The sequence below is a fragment of the Achromobacter sp. SX5 genome, from assembly GCF_056711425.1.
Genome location: NZ_CM160041.1, coordinates 3,079,766 through 3,104,460, shown reverse-complemented (window position 1 = coordinate 3,104,460; position 24,695 = coordinate 3,079,766). Strand labels below are relative to the sequence as shown.

At 69.3% G+C, this 24,695-nt stretch carries 26 protein-coding genes; 13 read left to right on the top strand and 13 right to left on the bottom strand.

Going from position 1 to position 24,695, the window contains the following annotated elements:
- Positions 1-10: 10 nt before the first annotated feature.
- The 5 genes from AC1M14_RS14595 to AC1M14_RS14575 form a co-directional block, all read right to left on the bottom strand.
- Positions 11-787, bottom strand: a complete 777-nt coding sequence (locus AC1M14_RS14595; RefSeq protein WP_111825254.1) for a lipoate--protein ligase family protein — start codon at positions 785-787, stop codon at positions 11-13.
- Positions 784-1,059, bottom strand: a complete 276-nt coding sequence (gene lplB / locus AC1M14_RS14590; RefSeq protein WP_102770987.1) for a lipoate-protein ligase small subunit — start codon at positions 1,057-1,059, stop codon at positions 784-786. Before lplB ends, AC1M14_RS14595 begins: the two co-directional genes overlap by 4 nt.
- A 52-nt stretch (positions 1,060-1,111) precedes the next feature.
- Positions 1,112-1,576: a GNAT family N-acetyltransferase gene (locus AC1M14_RS14585; protein WP_111825253.1), complete on the bottom strand. Its 465-nt coding sequence runs from the start codon at positions 1,574-1,576 to the stop codon at positions 1,112-1,114.
- An 11-nt stretch (positions 1,577-1,587) separates the two neighbouring features.
- On the bottom strand, positions 1,588-2,289 hold the full coding sequence (locus tag AC1M14_RS14580) for a glutathione binding-like protein (RefSeq protein ID WP_102771808.1): 702 nt from the start codon (positions 2,287-2,289) through the stop codon (positions 1,588-1,590).
- 128 nt (positions 2,290-2,417) lie between these two features.
- Positions 2,418-3,323: a DMT family transporter gene (locus tag AC1M14_RS14575; RefSeq protein WP_102770989.1), complete on the bottom strand. Its 906-nt coding sequence runs from the start codon at positions 3,321-3,323 to the stop codon at positions 2,418-2,420.
- A gap of 123 nt (positions 3,324-3,446) precedes the next feature.
- Here AC1M14_RS14575 and AC1M14_RS14570 point away from each other — a divergent pair, with 123 nt between their 5' ends.
- Positions 3,447-3,926 carry an Lrp/AsnC family transcriptional regulator gene (locus AC1M14_RS14570; protein ID WP_102770990.1) on the top strand — a complete coding sequence of 160 codons (480 nt, stop codon included), beginning with the start codon at positions 3,447-3,449 and terminating at the stop codon, positions 3,924-3,926.
- A 14-nt stretch (positions 3,927-3,940) separates the two neighbouring features.
- On the opposite strand, the gene AC1M14_RS14565 is transcribed toward AC1M14_RS14570, so the two are convergent.
- Together AC1M14_RS14565 and AC1M14_RS14560 are read right to left on the bottom strand one after the other, a co-directional pair.
- Positions 3,941-4,432, bottom strand: a complete 492-nt coding sequence (locus AC1M14_RS14565) for a glutathione peroxidase (RefSeq protein ID WP_209166165.1) — start codon at positions 4,430-4,432, stop codon at positions 3,941-3,943.
- 32 nt (positions 4,433-4,464) lie between these two features.
- Complete coding sequence (locus tag AC1M14_RS14560) at positions 4,465-5,667, bottom strand: MFS transporter (RefSeq protein WP_479729885.1); 1,203 nt, start codon at positions 5,665-5,667, stop codon at positions 4,465-4,467.
- Positions 5,668-5,899: 232 nt separating this feature from the next.
- Between AC1M14_RS14560 and AC1M14_RS14555 the strand changes: the two genes are divergently transcribed.
- The gene (locus tag AC1M14_RS14555; protein ID WP_102770993.1) at positions 5,900-6,232 is read left to right on the top strand and encodes a hypothetical protein; all 333 of its coding nucleotides are present in this window, start codon (positions 5,900-5,902) and stop codon (positions 6,230-6,232) included.
- A gap of 255 nt (positions 6,233-6,487) precedes the next feature.
- Positions 6,488-7,834, top strand: a complete 1,347-nt coding sequence (locus AC1M14_RS14550) for a CoA transferase (protein WP_440130617.1) — start codon at positions 6,488-6,490, stop codon at positions 7,832-7,834.
- 6 nt (positions 7,835-7,840) lie between these two features.
- On the opposite strand, the gene AC1M14_RS14545 is transcribed toward AC1M14_RS14550, so the two are convergent.
- From AC1M14_RS14545 to AC1M14_RS14520, 6 genes are all read right to left on the bottom strand, one after another.
- Positions 7,841-8,377 carry a peroxiredoxin gene (locus AC1M14_RS14545; protein WP_102770995.1) on the bottom strand — a complete coding sequence of 179 codons (537 nt, stop codon included), beginning with the start codon at positions 8,375-8,377 and terminating at the stop codon, positions 7,841-7,843.
- Positions 8,378-8,449: 72 nt separating this feature from the next.
- A complete protein-coding gene (locus AC1M14_RS14540; RefSeq protein WP_479729884.1) occupies positions 8,450-9,754 on the bottom strand; it encodes an adenylate cyclase in 1,305 nt (434 codons plus the stop codon).
- A 30-nt stretch (positions 9,755-9,784) separates the two neighbouring features.
- Complete coding sequence (locus AC1M14_RS14535; protein ID WP_168202122.1) at positions 9,785-9,949, bottom strand: hypothetical protein; 165 nt, start codon at positions 9,947-9,949, stop codon at positions 9,785-9,787.
- 238 nt (positions 9,950-10,187) lie between these two features.
- The gene (locus tag AC1M14_RS14530; RefSeq protein ID WP_209166162.1) at positions 10,188-10,595 is read right to left on the bottom strand and encodes a DoxX family protein; all 408 of its coding nucleotides are present in this window, start codon (positions 10,593-10,595) and stop codon (positions 10,188-10,190) included.
- A 173-nt stretch (positions 10,596-10,768) separates the two neighbouring features.
- Complete coding sequence (gene dbpA, locus AC1M14_RS14525) at positions 10,769-12,157, bottom strand: ATP-dependent RNA helicase DbpA (RefSeq protein ID WP_102770998.1); 1,389 nt, start codon at positions 12,155-12,157, stop codon at positions 10,769-10,771.
- A 59-nt stretch (positions 12,158-12,216) separates the two neighbouring features.
- Positions 12,217-12,975, bottom strand: coding sequence for an IclR family transcriptional regulator (locus AC1M14_RS14520; RefSeq protein ID WP_479729883.1), 759 nt, complete (start codon positions 12,973-12,975; stop codon positions 12,217-12,219).
- A gap of 161 nt (positions 12,976-13,136) precedes the next feature.
- On the opposite strand from AC1M14_RS14520, the gene xsc reads away from it, so the two are divergent.
- The 10 genes from xsc (at position 13,137) to AC1M14_RS14470 (ending at position 24,669) form a co-directional block, all read left to right on the top strand.
- The gene (xsc, locus tag AC1M14_RS14515) at positions 13,137-14,948 is read left to right on the top strand and encodes a sulfoacetaldehyde acetyltransferase (RefSeq protein WP_111825249.1); all 1,812 of its coding nucleotides are present in this window, start codon (positions 13,137-13,139) and stop codon (positions 14,946-14,948) included.
- A gap of 57 nt (positions 14,949-15,005) precedes the next feature.
- Positions 15,006-15,929 carry a bifunctional enoyl-CoA hydratase/phosphate acetyltransferase gene (locus tag AC1M14_RS14510; protein ID WP_111825248.1) on the top strand — a complete coding sequence of 308 codons (924 nt, stop codon included), beginning with the start codon at positions 15,006-15,008 and terminating at the stop codon, positions 15,927-15,929.
- Between the two features lie 136 nt (positions 15,930-16,065).
- Positions 16,066-17,643: an ABC transporter substrate-binding protein gene (locus AC1M14_RS14505; RefSeq protein ID WP_102771002.1), complete on the top strand. Its 1,578-nt coding sequence runs from the start codon at positions 16,066-16,068 to the stop codon at positions 17,641-17,643.
- 10 nt (positions 17,644-17,653) lie between these two features.
- Positions 17,654-18,622, top strand: a complete 969-nt coding sequence (locus tag AC1M14_RS14500) for an ABC transporter permease (protein WP_479729882.1) — start codon at positions 17,654-17,656, stop codon at positions 18,620-18,622.
- Positions 18,619-19,524, top strand: coding sequence for an ABC transporter permease (locus AC1M14_RS14495; protein WP_102771004.1), 906 nt, complete (start codon positions 18,619-18,621; stop codon positions 19,522-19,524). The genes AC1M14_RS14500 and AC1M14_RS14495 overlap by 4 nt, the downstream gene beginning before the upstream one ends.
- Complete coding sequence (locus AC1M14_RS14490) at positions 19,521-20,522, top strand: ABC transporter ATP-binding protein (protein WP_111825247.1); 1,002 nt, start codon at positions 19,521-19,523, stop codon at positions 20,520-20,522. The genes AC1M14_RS14495 and AC1M14_RS14490 overlap by 4 nt, the downstream gene beginning before the upstream one ends.
- On the top strand, positions 20,519-21,541 hold the full coding sequence (locus AC1M14_RS14485) for an ABC transporter ATP-binding protein (protein WP_111825246.1): 1,023 nt from the start codon (positions 20,519-20,521) through the stop codon (positions 21,539-21,541). Before AC1M14_RS14490 ends, AC1M14_RS14485 begins: the two co-directional genes overlap by 4 nt.
- Before the next feature lie 27 nt (positions 21,542-21,568).
- Positions 21,569-23,209: an amidohydrolase gene (locus tag AC1M14_RS14480; RefSeq protein WP_102771007.1), complete on the top strand. Its 1,641-nt coding sequence runs from the start codon at positions 21,569-21,571 to the stop codon at positions 23,207-23,209.
- Positions 23,209-24,159 carry a CobW family GTP-binding protein gene (locus AC1M14_RS14475; RefSeq protein ID WP_479729881.1) on the top strand — a complete coding sequence of 317 codons (951 nt, stop codon included), beginning with the start codon at positions 23,209-23,211 and terminating at the stop codon, positions 24,157-24,159. The genes AC1M14_RS14480 and AC1M14_RS14475 overlap by 1 nt, the downstream gene beginning before the upstream one ends.
- Before the next feature lie 117 nt (positions 24,160-24,276).
- A complete protein-coding gene (locus AC1M14_RS14470; protein ID WP_102771009.1) occupies positions 24,277-24,669 on the top strand; it encodes a nuclear transport factor 2 family protein in 393 nt (130 codons plus the stop codon).
- The last annotated feature ends 26 nt before the right edge of the window (positions 24,670-24,695 follow it).

The window sequence follows — 24,695 nt, the reverse complement described above, 5'->3', positions numbered from 1 at the left end:
ACACGGCAGCTCAGGGGACGACGCCCGTCCACTGCGGCGTGGAGAACTTTTCCAGGGCCTGCGCCTGCGCCTGCGCCAGGGTGGCCTCGCCGACCTGCCCAGGGCTCAGACGATGGCGCGCGGCAAAAGTTTCCACCATGCGGTCGATGATGGCTTCGCGCGCCAGCCCGGTCTGGGTGCGCAGCGGATCGACGCGCTTTTTCGCGCTGGTGGTGCCTTTGTCCGACAGTTTTTCGCGGCCGATGCGCAGCACCTCCACCATTTTATCGGCGTCGATGTCGTAGGACATGGTCACGTGGTGCAGCACCGCGCCGGAACGGCGCGCCTGCGCGGCGCCGCCGATCTTGCCGATCTCCGAGGCGATGTCGTTGAGCGGCTGGTACCAGGCCTTGATGCCCAGCCCCTGCAGCGCGTCCAGTACCCAGGCGTCGAGGAAGGCATAGGATTCCTGGAAGCTCATGCCGTGCACCAGCGCCTGCGGCACGCTGAGCGAATAGGTGATGGAGTTGCCCGGCTCGATGAACATGGCGCCGCCGCCGCTGACGCGGCGCACGACTTCGATGCCGTGGCGGCGCGCGCCTTCGGGATCGACCTCGTTCTTGAGCGATTGGAAGCGGCCGATCACCACGGCCGGCGCGGACCATTCCCAGATGCGCAGCGTCGGCGGGCGGCGGCCGGCGCCGACCTCGTCGGTGATGATGGCGTCCAGCGCCATGTGCAGCGCGGGCGGCTGCGGGCCTTCGTGGACCAGCTCCCAGTCGTAATCGTTCCAGTCGGTGCGCGTCATGCCAGCGCCCTCCGCAGCACCACGGCGACGGCCTCGGCCGAAAAGCCGAACATCTCCGCGCCGGGCGGCAGCGCCGACTGCACGGCCAGCGCCAGTTCGAGTTCGCCGGCGTCGGCCGGCAGGCCGTTCAGGCCGCGGTTGATGGCTTCGAGCGCTTCGGGGGGCTCGAGAAAAAAGTCGCCGCTGATGCGCACGTCGGCCAGGCGGCCGTCGCGCACTTCCAGGTCAGCGACCACCAGTTTGCCGCCGGGGACTTTGTATTCGCCATGCATGGGCGCTCCTTGCTGATTCCAGATCGGTAATGAACAAACAGAAAAACAGTGGCTACAGGCTGAGCTTCATGCCGTCGTGGCTGGCCTTGAAGCCCAGGCTTTCGTAGAACCGGCGCGCGTCGGGACGCGCGCGGTCGGTGGTGAGCTGCACCAGGCTGCAACCCTGCACCCGGCACTGCTCGATCGCCCACTCGAACATGGCGCGGCCCAGGCCGGCGCCGCGCGCCGAGGAGGCGATGCGCACGCTCTCGATCTGGCCGCGCCACTGGCCCAGCCGCGACAGGCCGGGGATGAACGATAACTGCAAACAGCCGACCACGCTTCCATCGCGCTCCAGCACCGCCAGGAACTGGTTGCAGTCCTGCGCGATGGCGCCGAAGGCGGCGGTGTAGCGCGGGTCCAGGGGCAGCGAGGGATTTTCGCGGGCCGCGCCGAGTTCGTCGTCGGCCAGCATCGCGACGATGGCGGGAAGATCGGCCAGGCGCGCGCGGCGGAACACCAGTTGCGGATCGGGCATGGCGGCTCCTGTCAGCGGGTGACGTTCTGGGCGGTCTGGCCGAACAGGATGCGGCGCGAGGCCTCGTCGCTGACCGACGGCGCGGTGTTGACGGTGTCGGCTAGCGCGTAGGCGCGCACGGTGGCGGGCCTTGCCGCGATGGTTTCGAACCAGCGCTTGAGGTGCGGGAATTCGTTGAGATCCTGGCCCTGCTTGGCGTGCGGCACGATCCAGGGATAGGCGGCCATGTCGGCGATGGAGTAGTCGCCGGCCACGAACTCGCGGTCGGCCAGGCGCTTGTTCAGCACGCCATACAGGCGGTTGGTTTCGCGGACGTAGCGGTCGATGGCGTAGGGGATGCGCTCGGGCGCATAGCCCGAAAAATGGTGGTTCTGGCCGGCCATGGGGCCCAGCCCGCCCATCTGCCAGAACAGCCATTGGGACACTTCGGCGCGGCCGCGCAGGTCGGCGGGCAGGAAGCGGCCGGTCTTTTCGGCCAGGTAGAGCAGGATCGCGCCGGATTCGAACAGCGACAGCGGCGCGCCTCCGTCGGCCGGGGCCTGGTCGACGATGGCGGGGATGCGGTTGTTGGGCGCGATGGCGAGGAACTCGGGCTTGAACTGGTCGCCCCGGCTGATGTTGACCGGGTGGATGTTGTAGGGCAGGCCGGTTTCTTCGAGGAACAGCGTGATCTTGTGGCCGTTGGGCGTGGTCCAGTAATAGAGATCGATCATGGGGGTGTCCTGTTCGTGGCGCCGGCGGCGGCGGCCGGGCGGAACGCCCATGATAGCGGGCCGCCGCCGGCCGCGCCCTGAATAACCGGGGACTGGATACGGGTTTGGCCGGCGGCGCCGCCATCCGCCTAACAGGCCGCGCCCGGCCGCGCCCGGCGCGGCAGGCGCCAGCTCCAGTTCAGGCTGACGCCGGCGGCCGCCATGAAAATCATCGCCACGCCCACGATCTGCGAGCCGTCCATGCGGTGTCCGTAGACCAGGAAATCAAGCATGATGGCAACCGCGGGATAGATGAAGCTGAGCGCGGCGGTCGAGGTCGTGGGCAGCTTCTGGATGGCCGAGTACATCAGGATATACATGAGGCAGGTATGCACCAGTCCCAGGGCCACCAGGCAGCCCCATTGCAGGGGCGCGGCGGGCAGCGCGCCGAAGTCCGCCATCGGCAGCAGCATGAGCGCGCCGAGCGCGACCTGCACCAGCGCCAGCACCTGCGGCGGGATGCCCGTCAGGCGCTTGACGATGAAGGCGGTCACGCCATAGAGCGCGGCCGCGCCCAGGCCCAGCAGCAGTCCCGCCAGATAGCCGTCGCCCGCGCTGCCCGCCTCGGACAATCGCAGCACCAGCATCAGCCCGGCGAACGCGATGACCGACCAGGCCAGCTTGCCGCGCGTGGGCCGTTCGCCCAGGAACAGCACGCCCAGGCCGATCAGAAAGAAGGGCTGCACGTTGTAGACCGCGGTGGCCAGCGAAATGGACGCCAGCCGGTAGGCCGAAAACAGCAGCACCCAATTGAGGACCAGCGCCGCGCCGGCCGCCAGCGCCAGCGCCAGCGTCTTGCGCGTGAACAGCCCGGGCCGCAGCAGTCCGCGCAGCCAGCAGTACAGAAACAGCGACGCCGCGCCGAAGACGCAGCGGAAGAACACCACGTTCCAGGCGCTCTGCCCGGATTCCAGCACGAACACGCCCAGCGTGCCCGACAGCGTCATTGCGGCCGTCATTTGCGCCAGGCCGATGCGTTCCGATGAGGGAGCCATGAGATTTCTCCAGGAGGCGCGCGGCCTCGGTATGCGATGGAAAAATTATCCCAGGCGGATCAAGCTGGTTATATGATGTTGCTGCGGTCAATCGTTCATAGAACCTTTGTTTAGGTGAAATTTATGCGCAACGACCTAAAAAACGAAAATACCAATGAAGGCCCGGTGCTGGACGGTATCGACCGCCGCCTCGTGGAGATGCTGGACGCCAACGCGCGCACCACCACCGCCGACCTCGCGCGCCAGGTCGGCATGTCCGCGCCCAGCGTGGCCGACCGCCTGCGGCGGCTGGAGGAATCCGGCGTGCTGCGCGCCTACACGGTGGACCTCGATCCCGTGGCGCTGGGCTACACGCTGCAGGCCGTCGTGCGCATCCGGCCCTTGCCGGGACAACTGCGCCACGTCGAAGGGCTGATCCAGGAGATCCCGGAGTTCGTGGAATGCGACAAGGTCACGGGCGACGACTGTTTCATCGCCCGGGTGGTGCTGCGCTCGATCTCGCACCTGGACGGCATCCTGGAACGCGTGACCGAATTCGCCGAAACCAATACGGCCATCGTCAAGGCGCACACCGTGCGCCGCCGGCTGCCGCCGCTGCGCTGATCAGTGCCGCGCCTTCAGGCGGACGGGGCCAGCGCTTTCTCGATGGCGCCGGTCAGGCTTGCGGGCGTGTCGGTGGGCGCGTACCGCTTGATCGGGCGGCCGTCGCGTCCGACCAGGAACTTGGTGAAGTTCCATTTGATCCGGCCGGTGCCGAGCAGGCCCGGCTTTTCCTGTTTGAGCCAGCGGTAGAGGGGATGGGCCGCGTCGCCGTTGACCTCGATCTTGGCGTAGAGCGGGAAGCTGACGTCGTACTGCGTGCTGCAGAATTCGCGGATCGCGGCTTCGTCGCCGGGTTCCTGGTGGCCGAACTGGTCGCAGGGAAAGCCCAGCACCGTCAGCCCGGCCTCGCGGTACTTGCGGTACAGCGCCTCCAGGCCCGCGTACTGCGGCGTGAAGCCGCACTTGGAAGCCACGTTCACGACCAGCAGCACGCGGCCGCGATACGCGTCCAGGGGGCGTTCCGCGCCATCGATGCCGCGGGCGGAGAAATCGTAGATCGTGCTCATCGGGCCACCTTTGTGCTGCCGGGGCTGCGCGCTCAGGCGTCGGAACGCGAGGGCGCCAGCACGCCGGCCGGTGCGTCCAGTGTAGCCGCGGCGTGGCGGCCGTAGTAGCGCGTGCCCCACAGCGTCAGCAGCAGCACGGCCAGCGTGATGCCGGCCGAGATCCAGGGCAGGCCGGTCAGCGGCAGGCCGTGGCCCAGCGCCAGGCTGCCGAGCCAGGCGCCGGTGGCGTTGCCCAGGTTGAACGCGCCCTGGTTCAAGGTGGAGGCGAGGTTGGGCGCCTCGGCCGCCTGGTCCACGATCAGCGTCTGCAAGAGCGGCACCACGGCGAAACCCAGCACGCCCCAGACGAACACCGTCAGCAGCATGGGCGCCAGCGCATGCACCGCCTGGCTCAGCGCCAGGAACACCAGCAGCAGGCCCACGAAGATGCGGCGCAGCGAGGCCTCCAGATTGCGGTCCCCGAGCTTGCCGCCCAGCGTGCTGCCCACGGTCAGCGCCACGCCGAACAGCAGCAGTACGCCGGTGACGCCGCGTTCGGACACGCCGGTCGCCTCGCGCAGCAGCGGCGCGATATACGTCAGCACGCAGAACAGCGCGGCCGAGGCCAGCACGCTGGCGGCCAGCGGCCACACCACGCGCACGTCGCGCAGCACCTTGAATTCGCGCAGGATATTGCCGGGCTGCATCGGGATGCGGGCCGGCAGCCATGCCGCCAGCGCGGCCACGGCCGCCAGTCCGATGGCGCTGACCACCCAGAACGTGGAACGCCAGCCCGCCACCTGGCCCAGCGCCGTGCCCAGCGGCACGCCCAGCACGTTGGCCAGCGTCAGTCCGGTGAACATGAGCGCGATGGCGCTGGCGCGCTGGTTGCGCGGCACCAGGTCGGCGGCCACCACCGCGCCCAGGCCGAAGAACGCGCCGTGGCAGAACGCGGTGAACACGCGCGCGGCCATCAGCAGGGCATAGCCGGGCGCCAGCGCACAGAGCAGATTGCCCAGCACGAAGGTGCTGGCCAGGCCGATCAGCGCGGCCTTGCGCGGCAGGCGGGCGGTGACGATGGCCATGATGGGGGCGCCGACCACCACGCCCATGGCGTAGCCGGTGATCAGCAGGCCGGCGATGTCGATGCCGACGTGCAGGTCGTCGGCGACGTTGGGCAGCAGGCCCATGATGACGAACTCGCTGGTGCCGATGCCGAAAGCGGCGGCGGCCAGCGCGATGAGGTGCAGGGGCATGGAGGAAAACAACGGTGGGCCGCGGCGGCGGCATGGAAAGGGCAAGGGCGCGATTCTAGGGCAGGGCGGCCGCGTCGCCCGGACAAAGCCCTGCCGTCGTTAAGGGTATACCCGTAGGTCGGGCGGACCTGCGCCGATTCCTTGCGCGGCGCGGGGCCATTGTGCGGGCCGCGCGGGCGCCGTCCTATCATGTACGGCAACGAAATCGTCAAGCGGCTGAAGGAGAGCGGCTATGGATGGAATGATCGAACGCCTCGAGGCGATGCTGGCCAAGGGCACGGACAACATGCTGCTGCGCTTTTCGCTGGGCAAGGCCTACGCCGAACGCGAACGGTTCGACCAGGCCGAGGAACACCTGCGCGTGGCGCTGGCCTTCGATCCGGCCTATTCCGTGGGCTGGAAGTGGCTGGGCAAGGCCCGCCTGGGACGCGGCGACACGGCCGGCGCGCGCGAGGCCTGGGAGTCGGGCCTGAAGGCGGCGCAGGCGCGCGGCGACCAGCAGGTGGTCAAGGAACTGCAGGTGTTCATCAAGCGCCTGGACAAGCAGGCCGCGGCCGGCGTCTGAGCGCGAGCCGATGTAAAAACTAAGAGTAGATGTGTCCGTCCGGGCGCGGGCGGGCCGCGCGGCGGTCAAACCATGAAACACGCCAGGGACCCACGCATATTGACGCGGATGGGAGCCGCGCCATGTAATCCCAATAAACGACTAGAGAATGCTATGGGAAATCTGATGGACCTACGCCCGTCCTTTTTAAAGGGTCGCCCGCGTGCCGCCAAGGCGCCGCAGGACGTGTTGCAGGAACTCTGGCGCTCGGTCGACATGCCGGCCGAGTCCCTGAGCCACGTCGTGCTGACGGGCGCCGATCCGGTCCTTCCCTCGTCCTTCGCCGTCGGCACGGCGGCGCAGACCAGCATGGCCGCGGCCGCGCTGGCGGCCGCCGAACTCTGGCACCTGCGCGGCGGCGCGCGCCAGCAGGTGGGCGTGGACATGCTGCACGCGGCGCAGGAGTGCCGCAGCTACTTCAAGATCAACGGCGTGGCGCTGGACCCGCGCGACCCGCTCACCGGCATGTATCGTTGCGGCGACGGCGGCTGGGTGCGCATCCACGCCAATTTCGCCCATCACCGCGATGGCGCGCTGGCGCTATTGGGCTGCCCGCAGGGCGACGGCGCCACGCGCGCCGCCGTCGAGAGCGCCCTGAGCCGCTGGAAAGCGCTGGATTTCGAGCAGGTGGCGGCCGACGCCGGCCTGCCCGTGGCGGCCATGCGCAGTTTCGACGAATGGGACCATCATCCCCAGGGCCAGGCGCTGGCCGCGCAGCCGCTCCTGACCATAGAACGCATCGGCGAGGCCGACGCCCGGCCCTTGCCCAAGTACGGCGAAGACGCGCGGCCGCTGAGCGACATCCGCGTGCTCGACCTGACCCGCATCATCGCGGGGCCGGTCTGCGGGCGCGCGCTGGCCGCCTACGGCGCCGACGTGATGCTGGTGAATTCGCCGCAGCTGCCCAACATCGACAACATCATCGAAACCAGCCGCGGCAAGCTGTCGGTGCTGGCCGACCTGGACACGGCCGACGGCCGCATCGCGCTGGGCAATCTGCTGCGCAGCGCGCACGTGTTCGTGCAGGGCTACCGTCCCGGCGGCCTGGCCGCGCTGGGCTTCGGCCCGCAGGACGCGGCGCGCATCCGCCCCGGCATCGTCTATGTGTCGCTGTCGGCCTACGGTCCCAAGGGGCCGTGGGCCGGCCGCCGCGGCTTCGATTCGCTGGTGCAGATGGCCACGGGCTTCAACCACGCCGAGGCCCAGGCGGCCGGCCAGGACGCGCCCAAGCCGTTGCCCATGCAGATCCTGGACCATGCCTCGGGCTATCTGATGGCATTCGGCGCGCAGGCGGCGCTGGCGCGCCAGGCGACCGAAGGCGGCAGCTGGCACGTGCAGGTATCGCTGGCCCAGACCGCGCACTGGCTGCGCAGCCTGGGGCGTGTGGAAGGCGGGCTGGCCTGTCCGATGCCGGGCTTCGAAGGCCTGCTGGAAACCGAGCCCTCCGGCTTCGGCGAACTGGTCAGCCTGCGCCATGCCGCGCATTTCTCGTCCACGCCGGCGCGCTGGACGCGCCCGTCGAGCCCGCCGGGCACGCACCCGCCGGTGTGGCCGTTCAATTAGCGGCGCTTATTGGCGGGTCTTCCACGCCCGCAGTGCGCGCATGGTGTTGGCGACGTGCGATTCAGGACTCATGTCCGTGAATTCATAGAGGATCTTGCCCTGCGGCGAGATCACGTAGGACACGCGCTGCGCGTATTCCGGGCGCTTGTCGTGCACCGCGTCATAGGCCTTCATGATCTTGCCGTCGCTGTCGGCGGCCACCGCGAACTTGCTGCGGCATTCGCTGACCGAGAATTTCTTCAACGTGCCGATGTCGTCGGTCGAGACGCCGATCACCGTGGCGCCCAGCGATTTGTATTCATCGGTGGCTTCGGCGAAATTGCGCGCCTCTATGGTGCAGCCCTGGGTGAAGGCCGCCGGAAAGAAATACAGCACGACCGGACCCTGCTTGAGCGCCTCGGCGAGCTTGAACGTGAACACGTCGCCGCCCAGCGAAGCCTGGGCGTTGAAGTCGGGCGCGGGGGCGCCGACCGTGAGCGCGGCCTGGGCGGACCCGCCGGCCAGCAGGCCGCATAGCAACAGGCAGGTGGCGGTGCGTTTCATCGGAATCTCCTTCGGTCGGGGCGTCGGTGGGTCTACTACTGTAGTCCCGCGCCGGGCCGGGGTCCAGGCCGGCTAGTCGCGCCCCGACTGGCCGCGACCGTTGCCATTGCCATTGCCTTCGCCCCGCGGCTGGTCGCGGCCGCCGCCCTGCGGGCGAGCCTGCTGCTCGCGCTGCTGTTGCTGGCGGGCCTGCTGCTGGGCCTGTTGGTCGCGTTGTTGTTGCTGGCGCATCTGCTGCTCGCGCTGCTGTTGCTGGCGGGCCTGCTGCTGGGCCTGTTGGTCGCGTTGCTGCTGCTGGCGCATCTGCTGTTCGCGCTGCTGTTGCTGGCGGGCCTGCTGCTGGGCCTGTTGGTCGCGTTGCTGTTGCTGGCGCATCTGCTGTTCGCGCTGCTGTTGCTGGCGATCCTGCTGCTGGGCCTGCTGGTCGCGTTGCTGCTGCTGGCGCACCTGCTGTTCGCGCTGCTGTTGCTGGCGATCCTGCTGGCGCGCCTGCTGCTCGCGCTGCTGTTGCGGCGGCGGCGCGTCCCTGCGTCCGTCCTGGCCGCGGTCTGGACCGCCGCGTTGACGGTCCGGCCCGTTGCCGGGCCGCGCGCCATTGTCCGGGCGCCGCGGGTCGGACGCGTGGTTGACGTAGGCCTGGGGCGGGCGGCCGCGGTTGCGTTCGTAGGACTGGTTGCGGTCGCGGCTGGCGTCGCGCACGTAGCCGTGCTGCATCTGGGTGGGAGGCGTGTGGCGTTCCTTGCGCGCGGCCAGTTCGCGGGGATCGGCGCGGCGCTGGATGCCCGACGGTCCGCCGTGGTAGCTGACGCGGCGCTGGTCCACGTTCTTGACCACCACGTTGTGCTGATAGACGTTGGTCACGCGCGTGATGTTGACGTTGGTGACCGAGCGGTTGTAGTAGAAGCGGTCGCGCTTCCAGTAGCCGCCCACATAGCCCATGCCGGTGTAGCCGAAGCCGTAGTTGATGCCGCCATAGAAGCCCACGTGCGGCCCCCAGTAGCCGGCGGTCCAGATGTACACGCCATTGGCGAAGCCCCAGTAGCCCGGCGTCCACAGCGCGCCCACGTAGGGCGCCAGCACCCAGGCGCCCGGCACCCAGAAAAAGCCGTAGTGGTTGCGGCTCCAGTACCCGGGAACCCAGAGATAGCCGTCGGCCGGAGCGGGCGGCTGCGTGTAGACGGGCAGGGGCGGCGGCGGCTCGGGACTGCGGTCCACCAGCGCCAGGTTGGCGTCGGCCGGATCGCCGCCCTCGTACACGGGAGCGGCGGGCGCGGGCGGCGGCGCTTCATAGACTTGCGCGACCGCGCCGGCGCTGGCCGCCAGCAGCACGGCCGCGGCCAGCGGCCGCGCGGTAAGAATCCGGGTAGGGGCGATCATGGTTTTTCCTTTACGCGACGGATGCGCGGATCAGTGGCCACGATAGTAGTAATGCGGCGCAGGGTATGCCGGGTAGTAGTACTGCGGCGTGTAGTAGACCGGGGCCGGGCGGTAATGGGCCGGCCGGGCCGGCACCACCACGCATCCGGTAAGGGCGCTGGACACCGCCAGCATCAGCAACAGACTTTTTTTCATTGTGCGACTCCTGCCAAGCGCCAGGCGCGGCGTGCGCCCCGATTGCGCTTGTAAGGATTAGGCCATAGGCCGGCGCTTGCAGTTCTGGACTGTAATCGTTCCGAAACAGCTTTCAGGTGACGGATGTTTGCGTTTGCGTGACGGTTGATGTCGTTCGTATCAATGATTCCGGAAGCCATGAAAAAGGGCCGCTCTTGCGAGCGGCCCCCATGGCGCGGAACAGCCGGCGGCGCGGCGTTCAGTTCCAGCGTCCGCCGTTGCCGGCGAGGCTGAAGCGGCCGGCGCCCATGAAGGCGATGGCCAGGCCGGCGAAGAGGAACATGCCTTGCAGTTCCAGGGCCCAGCCGCCGTTGCTGGTCAGGCTGCCGATCTGCCCGCTGTGGGCCAGCAGGATGGCGACGAGCATGTTGATCGCGACCAGCAGGCCGCCCAGGCGGGTGTAGATACCGATGATGAGGAGGACAGGGGCGATGATTTCGCCGACGTAGACGCCATAGGCGAGAAAACCGGGCAGGCCGTGCGACGACAGCATGCCGCCGATGCCGCCGACGCCGCCGCCGGTGAGTTTGAACAAGCCGTGCAGGAGTATCAGGATACCGAGGGCTAGACGCAGGATCAGTTTGCCGGTGTCATCGGACTTGATCATGGTGGGTTCTCTTCTAATGGTTGAAAGGGACTGCGGCCGTTGGAGCAGGTTGCGAGCCTTTGGTTCCGCGCCCCGCGAACCGGGGACGGACCGACTCATTATGGCAAGAGCGTAGTGAAACCATCAACCGTTTGTGGCGGCGCCGCGACGTTTTGCAACGAAGGCAGGCCGGTTCAGAACGCTTCCAGGAAGCGCATGCGGAAACGCCGTCCCTTGATATTGCTGTTGGACAGCCGCGAGAACGCCTGCTTGGCGATCTGGCGGTCCAGCGCCACGTAGGAGGCGAATTCGCCGATATTGATCTTGCCGACCTGCTCGAACGCCAGGCCGCCGTCGCCCGTCAGCGCGCCCAGCAGGTCGCCGGGACGCAGCTTGTCTTTCTTGCCGCCCTGGATGCACAGGGTGATCATGGGCGCGCGCAGCGGGCGGTCCGCCTTGGGACGCAGCGACTTGATGTCGGCCCAGACCAGCGGCGCGCCCTGGTATTGCTCGATCAGGTTGGCCCAGCGCATTTCGTCGGGCGAGCACAGACTCAGCGCCAGGCCTTTCTGTTCGCCGCGGCCGCTGCGGCCGATGCGGTGCACGTGCACCTCGGTGTCCTTGGTGACGTCCACGTTGATGACCGCGCCCAGGTTCTGTATGTCCAGGCCGCGCGCGGCCACGTCGGTGGCGACCAGCACGGCGCAGCTCTGGTTGGCGAACTGGATCAGGATCTCGTCGCGCTCGCGCTGTTCCAGGTCGCCATTGAGCGCCTGGGCGCTGATGCCTTCGGCCTGCAGTCGCTCGACCAGGTCGTGGCTGCGAATCTTGGTGTTGCAGAAGGCCAGCGTGGAGGCCGGCCGGAAATGCGCCAGCAGGCGCGCCACGGCGTCCAGCCGGTCGCGCTCGTCGATCTCGTAGAAGATCTGTTCGATGCGGCTGGCGTCATGCTGCGTTTCCACCTTGACCTCGGCGGGATTGCGCAGGAAGCGCGCGGCCAGCTTGCGGATGTTGTCGGGATAGGTGGCGGAGAAAAGAAGAGTCTGCCGGCGCGGCGGGCAATGCGAGGCGATGGCGACGATGTCGTCGTAGAAGCCCATGTCGACCATGCGGTCGGCCTCGTCCAGCACCAGCGTGTTCAGGCCCGAGAGGTCCAGGCTGCCGCGCGCCAGATGGTCCTGGATGCGGCCGGGCGTGCCCACCACGAGGTGCGCGCCGCGCGCCAGCGATTCGGCCTGGGGACGGGCCGCGGCGCCGCCGCACAGGGTCAGCACCTTGACGTTGGCGATCTGCCGGGCCAGGCGGCGCAGTTCCTGCGCGACCTGGTCGGCCAGCTCGCGCGTGGGGCACAGCACCAGCGCCTGCGGCGCCAGGCGGGCCGGGTCCAGCTTCTGCAGCACGCCCAGGCCGAAGGCCGCGGTCTTGCCGCTGCCGGTCTTGGCCTGCGCGATGAGATCGCGGCCCTCCAGGATCAGCGGCAGGCTCTGGGCCTGGATCGGCGTCATCTGCTCGAAGCCCAGGCTTTGCAGGTTGCCGAGCAGGGCGGGCAGAAGAGGCAGGGTGGTAAAGGCGTTGTCGGTCACGGTAACAGGGGAAAAAGCGCGGCGGGGACGGAATGTCCGTTACGTCCGAGAGTGTACCGCTAGGCCCGCGCTTCGTAGGTGCCGGCCAGCGCGCGGGCGGCCTCCTGCATGCGCGGCAGCCACGCGCGCGCGCCGTCGATGGACAGCCGCGCCACCGGCGCATGCAGCGCCACGGCGGCGATGGCGCGCTTGCCGTGCAGGATGGGCACCGCCATGCAGACGATGCCGAGCAGGTATTCCTCGCGGTCGAAACTGGCGCCCTCGGCCTTGATGGCGCGCAGTTCGCGCTCCAGCGCCGCCACGTCGCACAAGGTGTTGGGCGTGTAGCGCGGCAGCGGCGCGGCGGCCAGCAGGCGCTGGCGCGCCTCGCGCCGCATATGGGCCAGGAACAGCTTGCCGCTGGCCGAGCAGTGCAGCGGCACGCGCGAGCCCGGCTGCAGGTTGACGCGCAGCGGCCACGCGGTCTCGACGCGGTCCAGGTAGATGACTTCGTCGCCGTCGAGCATGGTGCAGTTGCAGGTCTCGCCGATTTCGTCGACCAGGCTGTCGAGGATGCGGTGGCGTTCGCCGCGCAGCGGCGAATTGATCAGCGTGTCGCGCGCCAGCGCGCTGAGCCGCGGCCCGCTGACGTAGCTCTTGGCGGCCGGCTCGCGCAGCAGCATGCCGGCGTCGACCAGCCGCGAGAGGATGCGCAGCACCGAAGGCTTGGGCAGGCCGGTGGCCTCGGTGAGCGCGGCCAGCGACACCGGATGTGCGGCGCGCGCAACCTGTTCCAGCAAGGCCAGCGCGCGCAGCGCGGCGGAGGATTCGTCTTTCATCTTTCAATAATTGAAGATTCGGCGCGGTGATGCCTATGCTCGCACGGATTTTGCAGAAAATGAAACGCGGCGGGCTGGGATAGGCGGACGTTCTGCTGCAGTATCAAGGCACGCCGGCCTAGATGCAACCCGACCCGCGCCGGCCTGCCAGGAGAGACACCATGAGCAGCAAGCAACACATGACGCCCAGCGAAGCCTTCGTCGAGACGCTGGTCGCCCAGGGCGTAAAGGATGTATTCGGCATCGTCGGCTCGGCCTTCATGGACGCGCTGGACCTGTTCCCGGCGGCGGGCATCCGCTTCGTGCCCACCGTGCACGAGCAGGGCGCCGCGCACATGGCCGACGGCTATTCGCGCGTGACCGGCCGCCACGGCGTGTGCATCGCGCAGAACGGCCCCGGCATCACCAACTTCGTGACCGGCGTGGCCGCCGCCTACTGGGCGCACAGCCCGGTGGTGGCGATCACCCCCGAGACCGGCACCTCGGGCATGGGCCTGGGCGGCTTCCAGGAAACCGAGCAGCTGCCGATCTTCTCGCGCATCACCAAGTACCAGGCGCACGTCAACCGGCCCGACCGCATGGCCGAATTCACCGCCAAGGCGTTCGACAACGCCATGGCCGAGCGCGGTCCGAGCCAGCTGAACATCCCGCGCGACTACTTCTACGGCGAGATCGACGTGGCCATCCCCGAGCCGCGCCGCGTGCGCCGCGGCCCCGGTTCCGACGAGGACCTGGAAGCGGCGGCCGCGATGCTGGCGCAGGCCAAGTTTCCGGTCATCGTGGCCGGCGGCGGCGTGCTGTTCTCGGACGGCCAGGCCGAATGCGTGGCGCTGGCCGAACTGCTGGGCGCGCCGGTCGTCACCAGCTACCTGCACAACGACGCCTTCCCGGCCAGCCATCCGCTGTGGTGCGGGCCGCTGGGCTACCAGGGCGCCAAGGCCGCCATGCTGCTGTTGTCGCAGGCCGACGTGGTGCTGGCGCTGGGCACGCGCCTGGGCCCGTTCGGCACCTTGCCGCAGCACGGGCTGGACTACTGGCCGCAGAACGCGCGCATCATCCAGGTCGACGCCGACCACCGCATGCTGGGCCTGGTGCGGCCGGTCTCGGTCGGCATCTGCGGCGACGCCAAGCCGGCCGCCGCCGCGCTCACGGCAAGGCTGCAGCAACGGGAAGTCGCCAGCGCACGCACCAAGGCCGAGCGCGCCAGGCAGATCGCGGCGCAGAAGGCCGAATGGGAAAAGGAACTCGACAGCTGGGCGCACGAGCGCGACGACTGGAGCCTGGACGTGATCGAGCGCGGGGGCGGGCGCATGCACCCGCGCCGCATGCTGCGCGAACTGGAGCGCGCCATGCCCAAGCACGTGATGGTGTCCACCGACATCGGCAATATCTGCTCCGTGTCCAACAGCTACCTGCGCTTCGACGAGCCCAACTCCATGCTGGCCGCGATGAGCTTCGGCAATTGTGGCTACGCCTTGCCGGCGCTGATCGGCGCCAAGCTGGGCCGGCCCGACCGTCCGGCCGTGGCCTACGTGGGCGACGGCGCCTGGTGCATGAGCTTCCAGGAACTGCTGACCTGCGTGCGCGAGCAGATCCCGGTGACGGCCGTGGTGTTCCACAACGGCCAGTGGGGCGCGGAGAAGAAGAACCAGGTGGATTTCTACGGGCGCCGCTTCGTCGGCAGCAACCTGAAGAATCCCAACTTCGCCGAGCTGGCGCGGGCCATGGGCGCCGAGGGCATACGGGTCGAGCACGAGGACCAGGTCGGCGCGGCGCTCGCCGCGGCGTGCCGCGCGCAGTCCGAGGGCAAGACCACGGTGCTGGAGATGATGGTCAGCCAGGAGCTGGGCGACCCGTTCCGGCGCGACGCGCTCAAGCAACCCGTGCGCCTGCTCGACAAATACAAGCGCTACGTGAACCAGCCGTTCCGCCCTGGCGAGGTGGCGCTGCCCATCGATCCGGTCGGCAGCTGACGCGACCCGTGGGGCGCGGCGCCCGCCGCGCCCGGCCCGCTGGCAGGAGCACACAGAATGGAAAGCGATCGAATGTTCGAGCCGCTGCGCCGCGCCGCGCTCGAGGCCGGACGCCTGCGCACGGCGGTGGCCTATCCGCTGTGCCCCACCAGCCTGGGCGCCGCGGTGCAGGCGCGCGAGGCCGGCTTCATCGAACCGGTGCTGGTGGGTCCGGCGGCGCGGCTGCGCGCGCTGATGGCCGAGACCGGGCTGGCCGAGGACGCGCTGGAGGTGGTGGACACGCCGGACGACGAAAGGCTGGCGGCCGGCGCGGCCGCCGCCCTGGCGCGCGACGGGGCCGTGCGCATGCTGATGAAGGGCAGCCTGCACACGGATCATTTCATGTCGGCCGTGGTGGCGCGCGAGGCCGGGCTGCGTGGCGCCCGGCGCATCAGCCACGCCTTCGTGATGGCGGTGGCGGCCTATCCCAAGCTGTTCATCCTGACCGATGCGGCGGTCAACATCGCGCCCACGCTGCAGGAAAAGGCCGATATCGCCCAGAACGCCATCGACCTGGCGCGCGCGCTGGGCGTGGCGCGTCCCAAGCTGGCGGTGCTGTGCGCCACCGAATCGGTCAACCCGTCCATGCCCGCCACGCTGGACGCGGCGGCCCTGTCGAAAATGGCCGACCGCCAGCAGATCCGCGGCGCCGAGGTCGACGGCCCGCTGGCCTTCGACAACGCGATCTCGCGCGCCGCAGCCGAACAGAAAGGCATCGTGTCGGCCGTGGCCGGGGACGCCGACATCCTGCTGGTGCCGGACATCGAGGCCGGCAACATGCTTTACAAGGAACTCACCTGGCTGGCCGGGGCAGGCACCGCGGGGCTGGTGCTGGGCACGCGCGTGCCGGTGCTGCTGACCAGCCGTTCCGACTCCATGCCGGCCCGCGTCAACAGCTGCGCGGTGGCCGTGCTGTACGCGCGCGCGCTGGCCGCCTCGTGAGCACCGGGGCGGGGCGCGCTGGTTCCAACAAGTCCGGCGGTTTGGTACTAAGCCCGGACCCGCATGCTGGCTACGCTACCCCCCAAGACCATCATCCGATGCATGGTTCATAAGCCGGAACATAAAGGGGTTCGACATGCGCAGCGCAAGACACTACCTGACCACCATACTGGCCGCGCTGGCGCTGGCCGGAACCGCCGCGGCGGCCGATGCGCCCAAATCCGGAGGCACGCTGGTCATCGGCTCGACGCAGGTGCCGCGGCACCTGAACGGCGCGGTGCAGTCCGGCACCGCGACCGCGCTGCCCAGCACCCAGCTGTTCGCCAGCCTGCTGCGCTACGACGCCGACTGGAAGCCGCAACCCTATCTGGCGCAAACCTGGGAGCTGGCCGAGGACGGCAAGTCGCTGACGATGCACCTGCGCAAGGACGCGCTGTTCCATGATGGCAAGCCGGTCACCTCGGAAGACGTGGCGTTCTCCATCATGGCGGTCAAGAAGAACCACCCGTTCCAGACCATGTTCGCGCCGGTCGAGGCCGTCGACACGCCCGACCCCTATACCGTGGTGCTGCGCATGAGCAAGCCGCACCCGGCGATCCTGCTGGCGCTGTCGCCGGCCCTGATGCCGGTGCTGCCCAAGCACATCTACGGCGACGGCCAGGACCTCAAGACGCATCCGCGCAATTCGGCCAATGTGGTCGGCTCGGGGCCGTTTGTATTCAAGGAATTCAAGCCGGGCCAGGAAATCGTGCTGGAGAAGTTCGACAAGTTCTTCCTGCCGGGCAAGCCCTACCTGGACCGCATCGTCATGAAGTTCAACCCGGACGCCACCAATCTGCTGATCGGGCTGGAGCGCGGCGACATCAACGTCTTGCCCTACATGACCGAGCCGACCATTCTGCGGCGCGCCAAGGACAACGCGGCGCTCACCATGACCAACCAGGGCTATGAAGGCATAGGCGCGCTCAGCTGGCTGGCCTTCAACACGGCGCGCAAGCCGCTGGACGACGTGCGCGTGCGCCAGGCCATCGCCTACGCGATCGACAAGCGCTTCATCACCAAGGCGCTCAATGGCGGGTTCGCCAAGGCCGCCGACGGCCCCATCGTCGCCACCAGCCCGTTTGCGTCCCCGGACGTCAAGAAGTATCCGCTGGACCTGAAGAAGTCCGAAGAACTGCTGGAGGCGGCCGGCCTCAAGAAGGACGCCAACGGGGTGCGCCTGACGCTCACGGTGGACTCCATACCGGGCTCGGACGTGCAGGGCAAGAACGTGGCGGAGTACCTGCGCAGCCAGCTCAAGAAAGTGGGCATCGCCATCCAGGTGCGCGCCTCGCCCGACTTCGCGACCTGGGCCAAGCGCGTGTCCAGCCACGATTTCGACCTCACCAACGACATTGTCTTCAACTGGGGCGACCCGGTGATCGGCGTGCACCGGACCTACCTGTCCACCAATATCCGCGACATCATCTGGACCAATACGCAGTCCTACGCCAATCCCAAGGTCGACGCCCTGCTGGAGCAGGCCGGCACCGAGACCGACGTGGACAAGCGCCGCGCGCTGTACGCCGAATTCCAGCGCATCGTCACCGAGGACCTGCCCATCGAGTTCCTGACGGTCGTCCCGTACCACACCCTGGCTTCCAAGAAGGTGCACGCCTTGCCCAACGGAATCTGGGGCGTCATGTCCCCCATGGACGACACCTATCTGCAGTAGGAGCGCAGCCATGATGCGCTATCTCGTGCGCCGTCTCGCCTATGCCCTGGTGCTGCTGCTGGCGGTGGTGACGCTGAATTTCCTGCTCATCCACATCGCGCCGGGCGATCCGGTCGAGACCATCGCCGGCTCGATGGGCGGCATCAGCGCCGAACTGAGCGCGCAGCTGCGCGCCCAGTACGGGCTGGACAAGCCGTTCCTGGCGCAGCTGGGCATCTACCTGTCGCAGGTGCTGCGCGGCGACCTCGGCTATTCGTACTTCTTCAACGTGCCGGTGGCGCAGCTGATCTGGGAGCGGGTGCCGGCCACGCTGCTGCTGGTGGTGACCTCGGTGCTCAGCGCCTTTCTGGTCGGCACGCTGCTGGGCACGCTGGCCGCGCGCAAGCCCAACGGGCCGCTGTCGCAGGGCATCACGCTGCTGTCGGTGGTGGGCTATTCGGCGCCGGTGTTCTGGACCGGCATCATCCTGATCCTGTTGTTCGCCTCGGTGCTGCCGCTGTTTCCGGTGTCGGACATGCGCTCGGCGGGCGGCCCGCAGGAGGGCTGGGCGGGCGGGCTGGACGTGCTGCACCACCTGGTGCTGCCGGCCTTCACGCTGGCCTTCGTGTACCTGGCGCAGTACAGCCGGCTGGCGCGCGCCAGCGTCATGGAGGCGCTGGCGGCCGACTACATCCGCACCGCGCGCGCCAAGGGCCTGCCCGAGCGCTCGGTGCTGTACAAGCACGCGCTGCGCAACGGCGTGCTGCCGGTGGTGACCATGCTGGGCCTGCAGTTCGGCAACGTGCTGGCTGGCGCCATCCTGGTCGAGACGGTCTTCAACTGGCCCGGGCTGGGGCGGCTGGCATTCGATTCCGTGCTCAGGCGCGACTATCCCACGCTGCTGGGCATTCTGCTGTTCGCATCGCTCCTGGTGGTGGTGATGAACCAGCTTACCGATCTGGCCTACCGCCTGATCGATCCCCGGATCAAGACGACATGAGCCAAGCTCCCTCCGCCATGCCTGTTATCGCGCCCGCCGACACGGCGGCGGCCCGCCCGCCGGCCCGGCCTTCCTACGAAGCGCTGCGCGTGTTCGCGCGCAATCCCTCGGCGGTGGCCGGCGCGCTGCTGCTGGCCGCCATCCTGGGCGTGACGATCTTCGGGCCGATGGTCATGCAGGCCGATCCTTTCGAGATCGCCTGGGCGCCCATGACCCCGCCGGGCGAGGACGCGCTCTTGGGCACCGACTACCTGGGACGCGACGTGCTGACCGGCATGGTCTACGGCGGGCGCGCCACCTTGCTGGTGGGCCTGGTGGCCGCCGTGCTGTCCATGGCGATCGGCCTGACGGTGGGCGCGCTTGCCGGCTATTACGGCGGCTGGATCGACGAGATCCTGATGCGCATCACCGAGTTCTTCCAGGTGCTGCCCACCTTGCTGTTCGCGATGGTGCTGGTGACGCTGTTCTCGCCATCGCTGGCCACCATCGCGGTGGCCATCGGCGTGGTCAGCTGGACCGGCACGGCGCGGCTGGCGCGCGGCGAGTTCCTGCGGCTCAAGCGCCGCGAGTACGTGCTGGCCGAGAGGGTCATCGGCGCGTCGGACGCGCGCATCATCTGGAAGGTGATCCTGCCCAACGCGCTGGCGCCGCTGATCGTGTCGGCCACGCTGGCCATCGGCACGGCGATCCTGTTCGAGGCCGGGCTGTCTTTCCTGGGCCTGGGCGATCCGAACGTGATGAGCTGGGGCCTCATGATAGGTAGCAACCGGCCCTACATCCTGACCGCGTGGTGGGCCGTGACGCTGCCGGGCGCCGCCATTTTCCTGACGGTGCTGGCCGTGAGCCTGATCGGCGACGGGCTGAACGACGCGCTCAACCCCAACTCGCGGGGGCGCGCATGACGGCCGCCGATCAGACCCCGGTGCTCGAAGTCGACGGCCTGAGCCTGGAATTCCGCACGCGCTCGCGCGTGGCCGAGGTGCTGAGCGCGGTGAGCTTCGACATGCGCGCCGGCGAAACGCTGTGCCTGGTGGGCGAGTCGGGCTGCGGCAAGAGCATGACGGCGCTGGCCATCATGCGGCTGATCCCGCCGCTGGGCCGGATCGGCGCGGGCAGCGTGCGCCTGCGCGGCGCCGACCTGGCCGCGCACGACGAAGCGGCCATGCGCGAGGTGCGCGGCAACAAGATCTCGATGATCTTCCAGGAACCCATGACGGCGCTCAACCCGGTCTACACCGTGGGCGACCAGATCGCCGAGCCGCTGCGCCTGCACCAGGGCCTGAGCAAGGCCCAGGCGCGCGAGCGCGCCATCGAGATGCTGAAGTCCGTCGGCATTCCGCTGCCCGAGCGGCGCGTGGACGACTATCCCCACCAGATGTCCGGCGGCATGCGCCAGCGCGTCATGATCGCCATCGCGCTGGCCTGCGACCCGGACGTGCTGATCGCCGACGAGCCCACCACTGCGCTGGACGTGACGGTGCAGGCCCAGATCTTCGACCTGCTGCGCGAGCAGCAGGCGCGCCGCGGCACCGCCGTGCTGCTGATCACGCACGACATGGGCGCGGTCTCGGAAATGGCCGACCGCGTGGTCGTGATGTACGGCGGGCGCGTGGTGGAGCAGGGCGGCGTGCGCGAAATCCTGGCCGAGCCGCGCCATCCCTACACCCGCGGGCTGATCGCCTGCCTGCCCGAACTGGACCGCCAGCCTACCGACATCCGGCCCGACCTGCCGGAGATCCCCGGCGTGGTGCCCTCGGTCTGGGAGCGCGGCGCGGGCTGTCCGTTTCGCGACCGCTGCAGCCAGGCGATGGCGCGCTGCGCCGAGGCCTTTCCGCCGCTCACCCAGGTGGGCGCCGCCCACGAGGTGGCCTGTTGGCTCTATCCGGAGGCAGCGCCATGACGACGCCGCACGCTCCCGCCTTGCTGTCCGTGCGCGACCTGGCGGTGCATTTTCCCATCGGCGGGCGCGGCCGCGACGGCAGGCCCGCGGTGGTCAAGGCCGTGGACGGCGTGTCGTTCGACCTGGCGCGCGGCCGCACGCTGGCGATCGTGGGCGAGTCGGGCTCGGGCAAGACCACCACGGCGCTGTCGGTGCTGCGGCTGGCCGACCCGACCGCCGGTTCCATCCACTTCGACGGCGCCGACCTGACGGCCTTGCGCGGCCAGGCCCTGCGGCGCATGCGGCGGCGCCTGCAGCTGGTGTTCCAGGACCCGTATTCCTCGCTCAATCCGCGCCAGCGCGCGGGCGACATCGTGCGTTCGCCGCTGGACCTGATGGGCATCGATCCGCCCGGCGGGCGCGAGGCGCGCGTGGCCCGCATGTTCGAGCTGGTCGGCCTGCGGCCCGAGCAGCGCCAGCTGTTTCCGCACCAGTTCTCGGGCGGCCAGCGCCAGCGCCTGAACGTGGCGCGGGCGCTGGCCAGCGCGCCCGACCTGATCGTCTGCGACGAACCCGTGTCGGCGCTGGACATCGCCATCCGCGCGCAGATCCTGAACCTGCTGCGCCGCATCCAGCGCGAGCAGGGCCAGTCCTTTCTGTTCATTTCCCACGACATGGCGGTGGTCGAGCACATCTGCGACGACATCGCGGTCATGTACCTGGGCAAGATCATCGAACAGACCACGCGCGAGGCATTCTTCTCGCGCCCGCTGCATCCCTATAGCGTGGCCCTGATGTCGGCGGTGCCTACCGTCAAGGGCGGACGCGAGCTGGCCGCGCGCCGCGTGCGGCTGGCCGGCGACCCGCCCAGCCCGGTGGACCCGCCGCCGGGCTGCCGCTTTGCCGGGCGCTGCCCGGCCGCCCAGCCCATGTGCGCCGCGCAGGAGCCGGCGCTGCGCGAGGTCGCGCCGGGCCACCGCGTGGCCTGCCATTTCGTCGAAACCCGCAACGGCGTGCTGACTTCGCCGCTGCAGGGCTGACCCCGGATAGCCAGAGGAGAGAGCCGGATGAACACCACGATCTATGCCGCACGCAGCATCCTGACGATGAACCCGGCGCAGCCGCGCGCCACCCACGTCGCCGTGCGCGACGGCCGCATCCTCGGGGTGGGCACCAAGGAGTCGCTGGCTGGCTGGGGGCCGGCCCGGCTGGACGAGCGCTATGCCGGCCAGGTGCTCATGCCGGGGCTGGTGGAAGGCCATTGCCACCTGCCCGAAGGCGGCATGTGGAAGTTCGTCTACGTCGGCTTCTATGACCGGCGCGGGCCCGACGGCCGGCTGTGGGAAGGGCTCAAGAGCTTCGAGGCGGTCGCCGCGCGGTTGCGCGAGGCCGAGCGCGCGCTGGCCCCGGACGCCACGCTGATCGGCTGGGGCTTCGATCCCATCTTCTTCGAAGGCCGGCGCATGGACGTGCGCGACCTGGACGCCGTTTCGGCGCAACGGCCGGTCGTGGTCATGCACGCCAGCATGCACCTGATGAACGTCAACACGCCCATGCTGGCGCGCGCCGGCATCGACCGCGACACCGACATCGAAGGCATCACCCGCATGGACGACGGCCAGCCCAGCGGCGAGCTGTGCGAATTCGCCGCCATGTTCCCGGTGATGCGCCTGATCGGCAGCCCGTTTCGCACGCTGGGCGTGTCGGAAGAGGGGCTGCGCATGTTCGGCCAGGTGGCGAAATGGGCCGGCGTGACCACCGCCACCGACCTCGTCAACGAGCTGACCGAGGAGGGCGCCGCGGCGCTGGCGCGCGTGACCGCGGAGCCGGACTATCCGGTCCGCATCGTGCCGGCGGCCTCGGCCCTGACCTACGCCGGCGATCCGGCGGGCTGCCTGGCCCGGCTGGAGCGGGCGCGCGCGCAGAACCACGACAAGCTGCATTTCGGCATGGTCAAGCTGGTGGTGGACGGCTCGATCCAGGGCTTTACCGCCCGGGTGCGCTGGCCGGGCTATTACAACGGCGCGCCCAATGGCATCTGGGTCACCGCGCCGGCGGAACTGGACGCGCTGGTGCAGACCTATCACGACGCCGGCGCGCAGCTGCACATCCATACCAACGGCGACGAGGCCACGCAGCTGGCCATCGAGGCGGTGGACCGGGCGCTGCGCCGCAATCCGCGGCGCGACCACCGCCACACGCTGCAGCATTGCCAGATGGCCGACGCCGCGCAGTTCCGGCGCATGGCCAGCCTGGGCATGTGCGCCAACCTCTTCGCCAATCACATCTACTACTGGGGCGACGCCCACTACGCGCTGACCATGGGCCCGGACCGCGCCAACCGCATGGACGCCTGCGCCACCGCGGCGCGCGCCGGCGTGCCGTTCGCGATCCACTCGGACGCGCCGATCACGCCGCTGGGGCCGCTGTTCACCGCGTGGTGCGCCGTCAACCGGCAGACCGCCTCCGGCCGGGTGCTGGGCGAATCGGAACGCATCGGCGTGGACGCGGCGCTGCATGCGGTGACGCTGGGCGCGGCCTACACCCTGCACCTGGATCATCTGGTCGGTTCGATCGAAGTCGGCAAGTACGCCGATTTCTGCGTGCTGGAGGACGATCCGCTGAGCGTGCCGGCCGACGGCCTGAAGGACCTGAAGGTGGCCGGCACCGTCATTGGCGGGGTGCCGCTGGCCTTGCAGGAAGGCTGATGGCCGCGCGCATCGCGCTCACGGTGGTGGGCGGCTTCCTGGGCGCGGGCAAGACCACGCTGCTCAACCACGTGCTGGCCGACAGCCGCCGGCGCGCGGCGGTGCTGGTCAATGACTTCGGCCCGGTCGACATCGACGCGGGCCTGATCGCCCAGCGGGCCGACGAGGTCATCCGGCTGGCCAACGGCTGCGTCTGCTGTTCGATGGCCGGCGGGCTGGACGACGCGCTGGCGCGCGTGCTGGCGCTGGACCCCTTGCCCGAATGGATCGTGATCGAGGCCAGCGGCGTGTCCGACCCGGCCCGCATCGCCCAGGTCGGCATGAGCGATCCGATGCTGCAGCTCGAAAGCGTGGTGGTGGTGGCCGACGCCGCCCACGTGCGGACGCTGGCCGCCGATCCGCTGCTGGCAGACACGCTGGAACGCCAGCTGCGCGCCGCCGACCTGCTGGTGCTGAACAAGACCGACCTGGCGCCGCCCGAGGAACGCGAGGCGCTGCGCGCCTGGCTGGACCGCATGACGGGCGGCGCCCCGCTCATCGAGGCCTGCGAAGGACGCGTGGACCTGCGCTATCTGCTGGGCGATAGCGCCGCCGCGCCGGCGCAGGGCCATGCCTGCGCGGGCTCGGGCTGCAGCCATCCGGCGCACCATCACGAGGACCCGGCGCATCCGTTCGAAAGCTGGCTGTGGCCCGCGCCGGCCTTGCTGAACGCCGACCGGCTGGCCGAACGGCTCAGGCAGACGCCGCGCCAGCTGCTGCGCGCCAAGGGCTGGGTGCGCACGGACCGGCACGGACTGGTGCTGGTGCAGCTGGCGGGGCGCCGGGTGCGCTACGACACGCGGGCGAGTCCGCCGACAGAGGCGCCGCCGCAGGGGCTGGTGATGATAGGGCTGCGCGGGGCGCTCGACCGGGACGCGTTAGCGGCGTGGCTGGCGGCGGCCGTGGCGTAGCGCGAATTCTGGTGCAAGCGATTTCCCGTTTCTGGTTCTAGACCCTGTCCCGGCGCTCACTTACCTTGGCTCATGAGCACTGGCGCGCCGTGCGCCGGCGCATACCGGAGGTTCGCAATGCACAACACCGTCACCGAGGAAATGCTGGCCGACTTCGCGGCTGCCTGGAACCGACACGATATCGACGCCCTGATGTCCTTCATGAGCGAGGACTGCGTGTTCGAAACCGTGGGCGGGCCCGAGCAGTGGGGCACGCGGCATTCGGGGCGCGAGGCGGTGCGCGCCGCCTTCGCCGCGGCCTGGGCCGCCTTTCCCGACGCGCAATGGCGCAACGGCAGGCACTGGGTCGCGGGGGATCGCGGCGTGTCCGAATCGACCTTCACCGGCACCGCGGCCGACGGGTCGCGGGTGGAGGCGGACATGGTCGACGTCTTCACCTTCCAGGACGGCAAGATCCGCGTGAAGAACGCGTTCCGCAAGCAGCGGCCGGCCCTGCCGGCGCGTTCCTGACCGTCGACTCGCATCCGTCAGCCATG

Coding starts and splice junctions, on each gene's coding strand:
- AC1M14_RS14530 (WP_209166162.1), bottom strand. CDS start 10,595: ATGATCAAGTCCGATGACACCGGCAAACTGATCCTGCGTCTAGCCCTC.
- AC1M14_RS14535 (WP_168202122.1), bottom strand. CDS start 9,949: ATGAAAAAAAGTCTGTTGCTGATGCTGGCGGTGTCCAGCGCCCTTACC.
- AC1M14_RS14585 (WP_111825253.1), bottom strand. CDS start 1,576: ATGCCCGATCCGCAACTGGTGTTCCGCCGCGCGCGCCTGGCCGATCTT.
- AC1M14_RS14560 (WP_479729885.1), bottom strand. CDS start 5,667: ATGCCCCTGCACCTCATCGCGCTGGCCGCCGCCGCTTTCGGCATCGGC.
- xsc (WP_111825249.1), top strand. CDS start 13,137: ATGAGCAGCAAGCAACACATGACGCCCAGCGAAGCCTTCGTCGAGACG.
- AC1M14_RS14595 (WP_111825254.1), bottom strand. CDS start 787: ATGACGCGCACCGACTGGAACGATTACGACTGGGAGCTGGTCCACGAA.
- AC1M14_RS14565 (WP_209166165.1), bottom strand. CDS start 4,432: ATGAGCACGATCTACGATTTCTCCGCCCGCGGCATCGATGGCGCGGAA.
- AC1M14_RS14485 (WP_111825246.1), top strand. CDS start 20,519: ATGACGACGCCGCACGCTCCCGCCTTGCTGTCCGTGCGCGACCTGGCG.
- AC1M14_RS14475 (WP_479729881.1), top strand. CDS start 23,209: ATGGCCGCGCGCATCGCGCTCACGGTGGTGGGCGGCTTCCTGGGCGCG.
- AC1M14_RS14480 (WP_102771007.1), top strand. CDS start 21,569: ATGAACACCACGATCTATGCCGCACGCAGCATCCTGACGATGAACCCG.
- lplB (WP_102770987.1), bottom strand. CDS start 1,059: ATGCATGGCGAATACAAAGTCCCCGGCGGCAAACTGGTGGTCGCTGAC.
- AC1M14_RS14495 (WP_102771004.1), top strand. CDS start 18,619: ATGAGCCAAGCTCCCTCCGCCATGCCTGTTATCGCGCCCGCCGACACG.
- AC1M14_RS14570 (WP_102770990.1), top strand. CDS start 3,447: ATGCGCAACGACCTAAAAAACGAAAATACCAATGAAGGCCCGGTGCTG.
- AC1M14_RS14540 (WP_479729884.1), bottom strand. CDS start 9,754: ATGATCGCCCCTACCCGGATTCTTACCGCGCGGCCGCTGGCCGCGGCC.
- AC1M14_RS14520 (WP_479729883.1), bottom strand. CDS start 12,975: ATGAAAGACGAATCCTCCGCCGCGCTGCGCGCGCTGGCCTTGCTGGAA.
- AC1M14_RS14550 (WP_440130617.1), top strand. CDS start 6,488: ATGCCGGCCGAGTCCCTGAGCCACGTCGTGCTGACGGGCGCCGATCCG.
- AC1M14_RS14580 (WP_102771808.1), bottom strand. CDS start 2,289: ATGATCGATCTCTATTACTGGACCACGCCCAACGGCCACAAGATCACG.
- AC1M14_RS14500 (WP_479729882.1), top strand. CDS start 17,654: ATGATGCGCTATCTCGTGCGCCGTCTCGCCTATGCCCTGGTGCTGCTG.
- AC1M14_RS14555 (WP_102770993.1), top strand. CDS start 5,900: ATGGATGGAATGATCGAACGCCTCGAGGCGATGCTGGCCAAGGGCACG.
- AC1M14_RS14490 (WP_111825247.1), top strand. CDS start 19,521: ATGACGGCCGCCGATCAGACCCCGGTGCTCGAAGTCGACGGCCTGAGC.
- AC1M14_RS14510 (WP_111825248.1), top strand. CDS start 15,006: ATGGAAAGCGATCGAATGTTCGAGCCGCTGCGCCGCGCCGCGCTCGAG.
- AC1M14_RS14545 (WP_102770995.1), bottom strand. CDS start 8,377: ATGAAACGCACCGCCACCTGCCTGTTGCTATGCGGCCTGCTGGCCGGC.
- AC1M14_RS14470 (WP_102771009.1), top strand. CDS start 24,277: ATGCACAACACCGTCACCGAGGAAATGCTGGCCGACTTCGCGGCTGCC.
- AC1M14_RS14575 (WP_102770989.1), bottom strand. CDS start 3,323: ATGGCTCCCTCATCGGAACGCATCGGCCTGGCGCAAATGACGGCCGCA.
- AC1M14_RS14505 (WP_102771002.1), top strand. CDS start 16,066: ATGCGCAGCGCAAGACACTACCTGACCACCATACTGGCCGCGCTGGCG.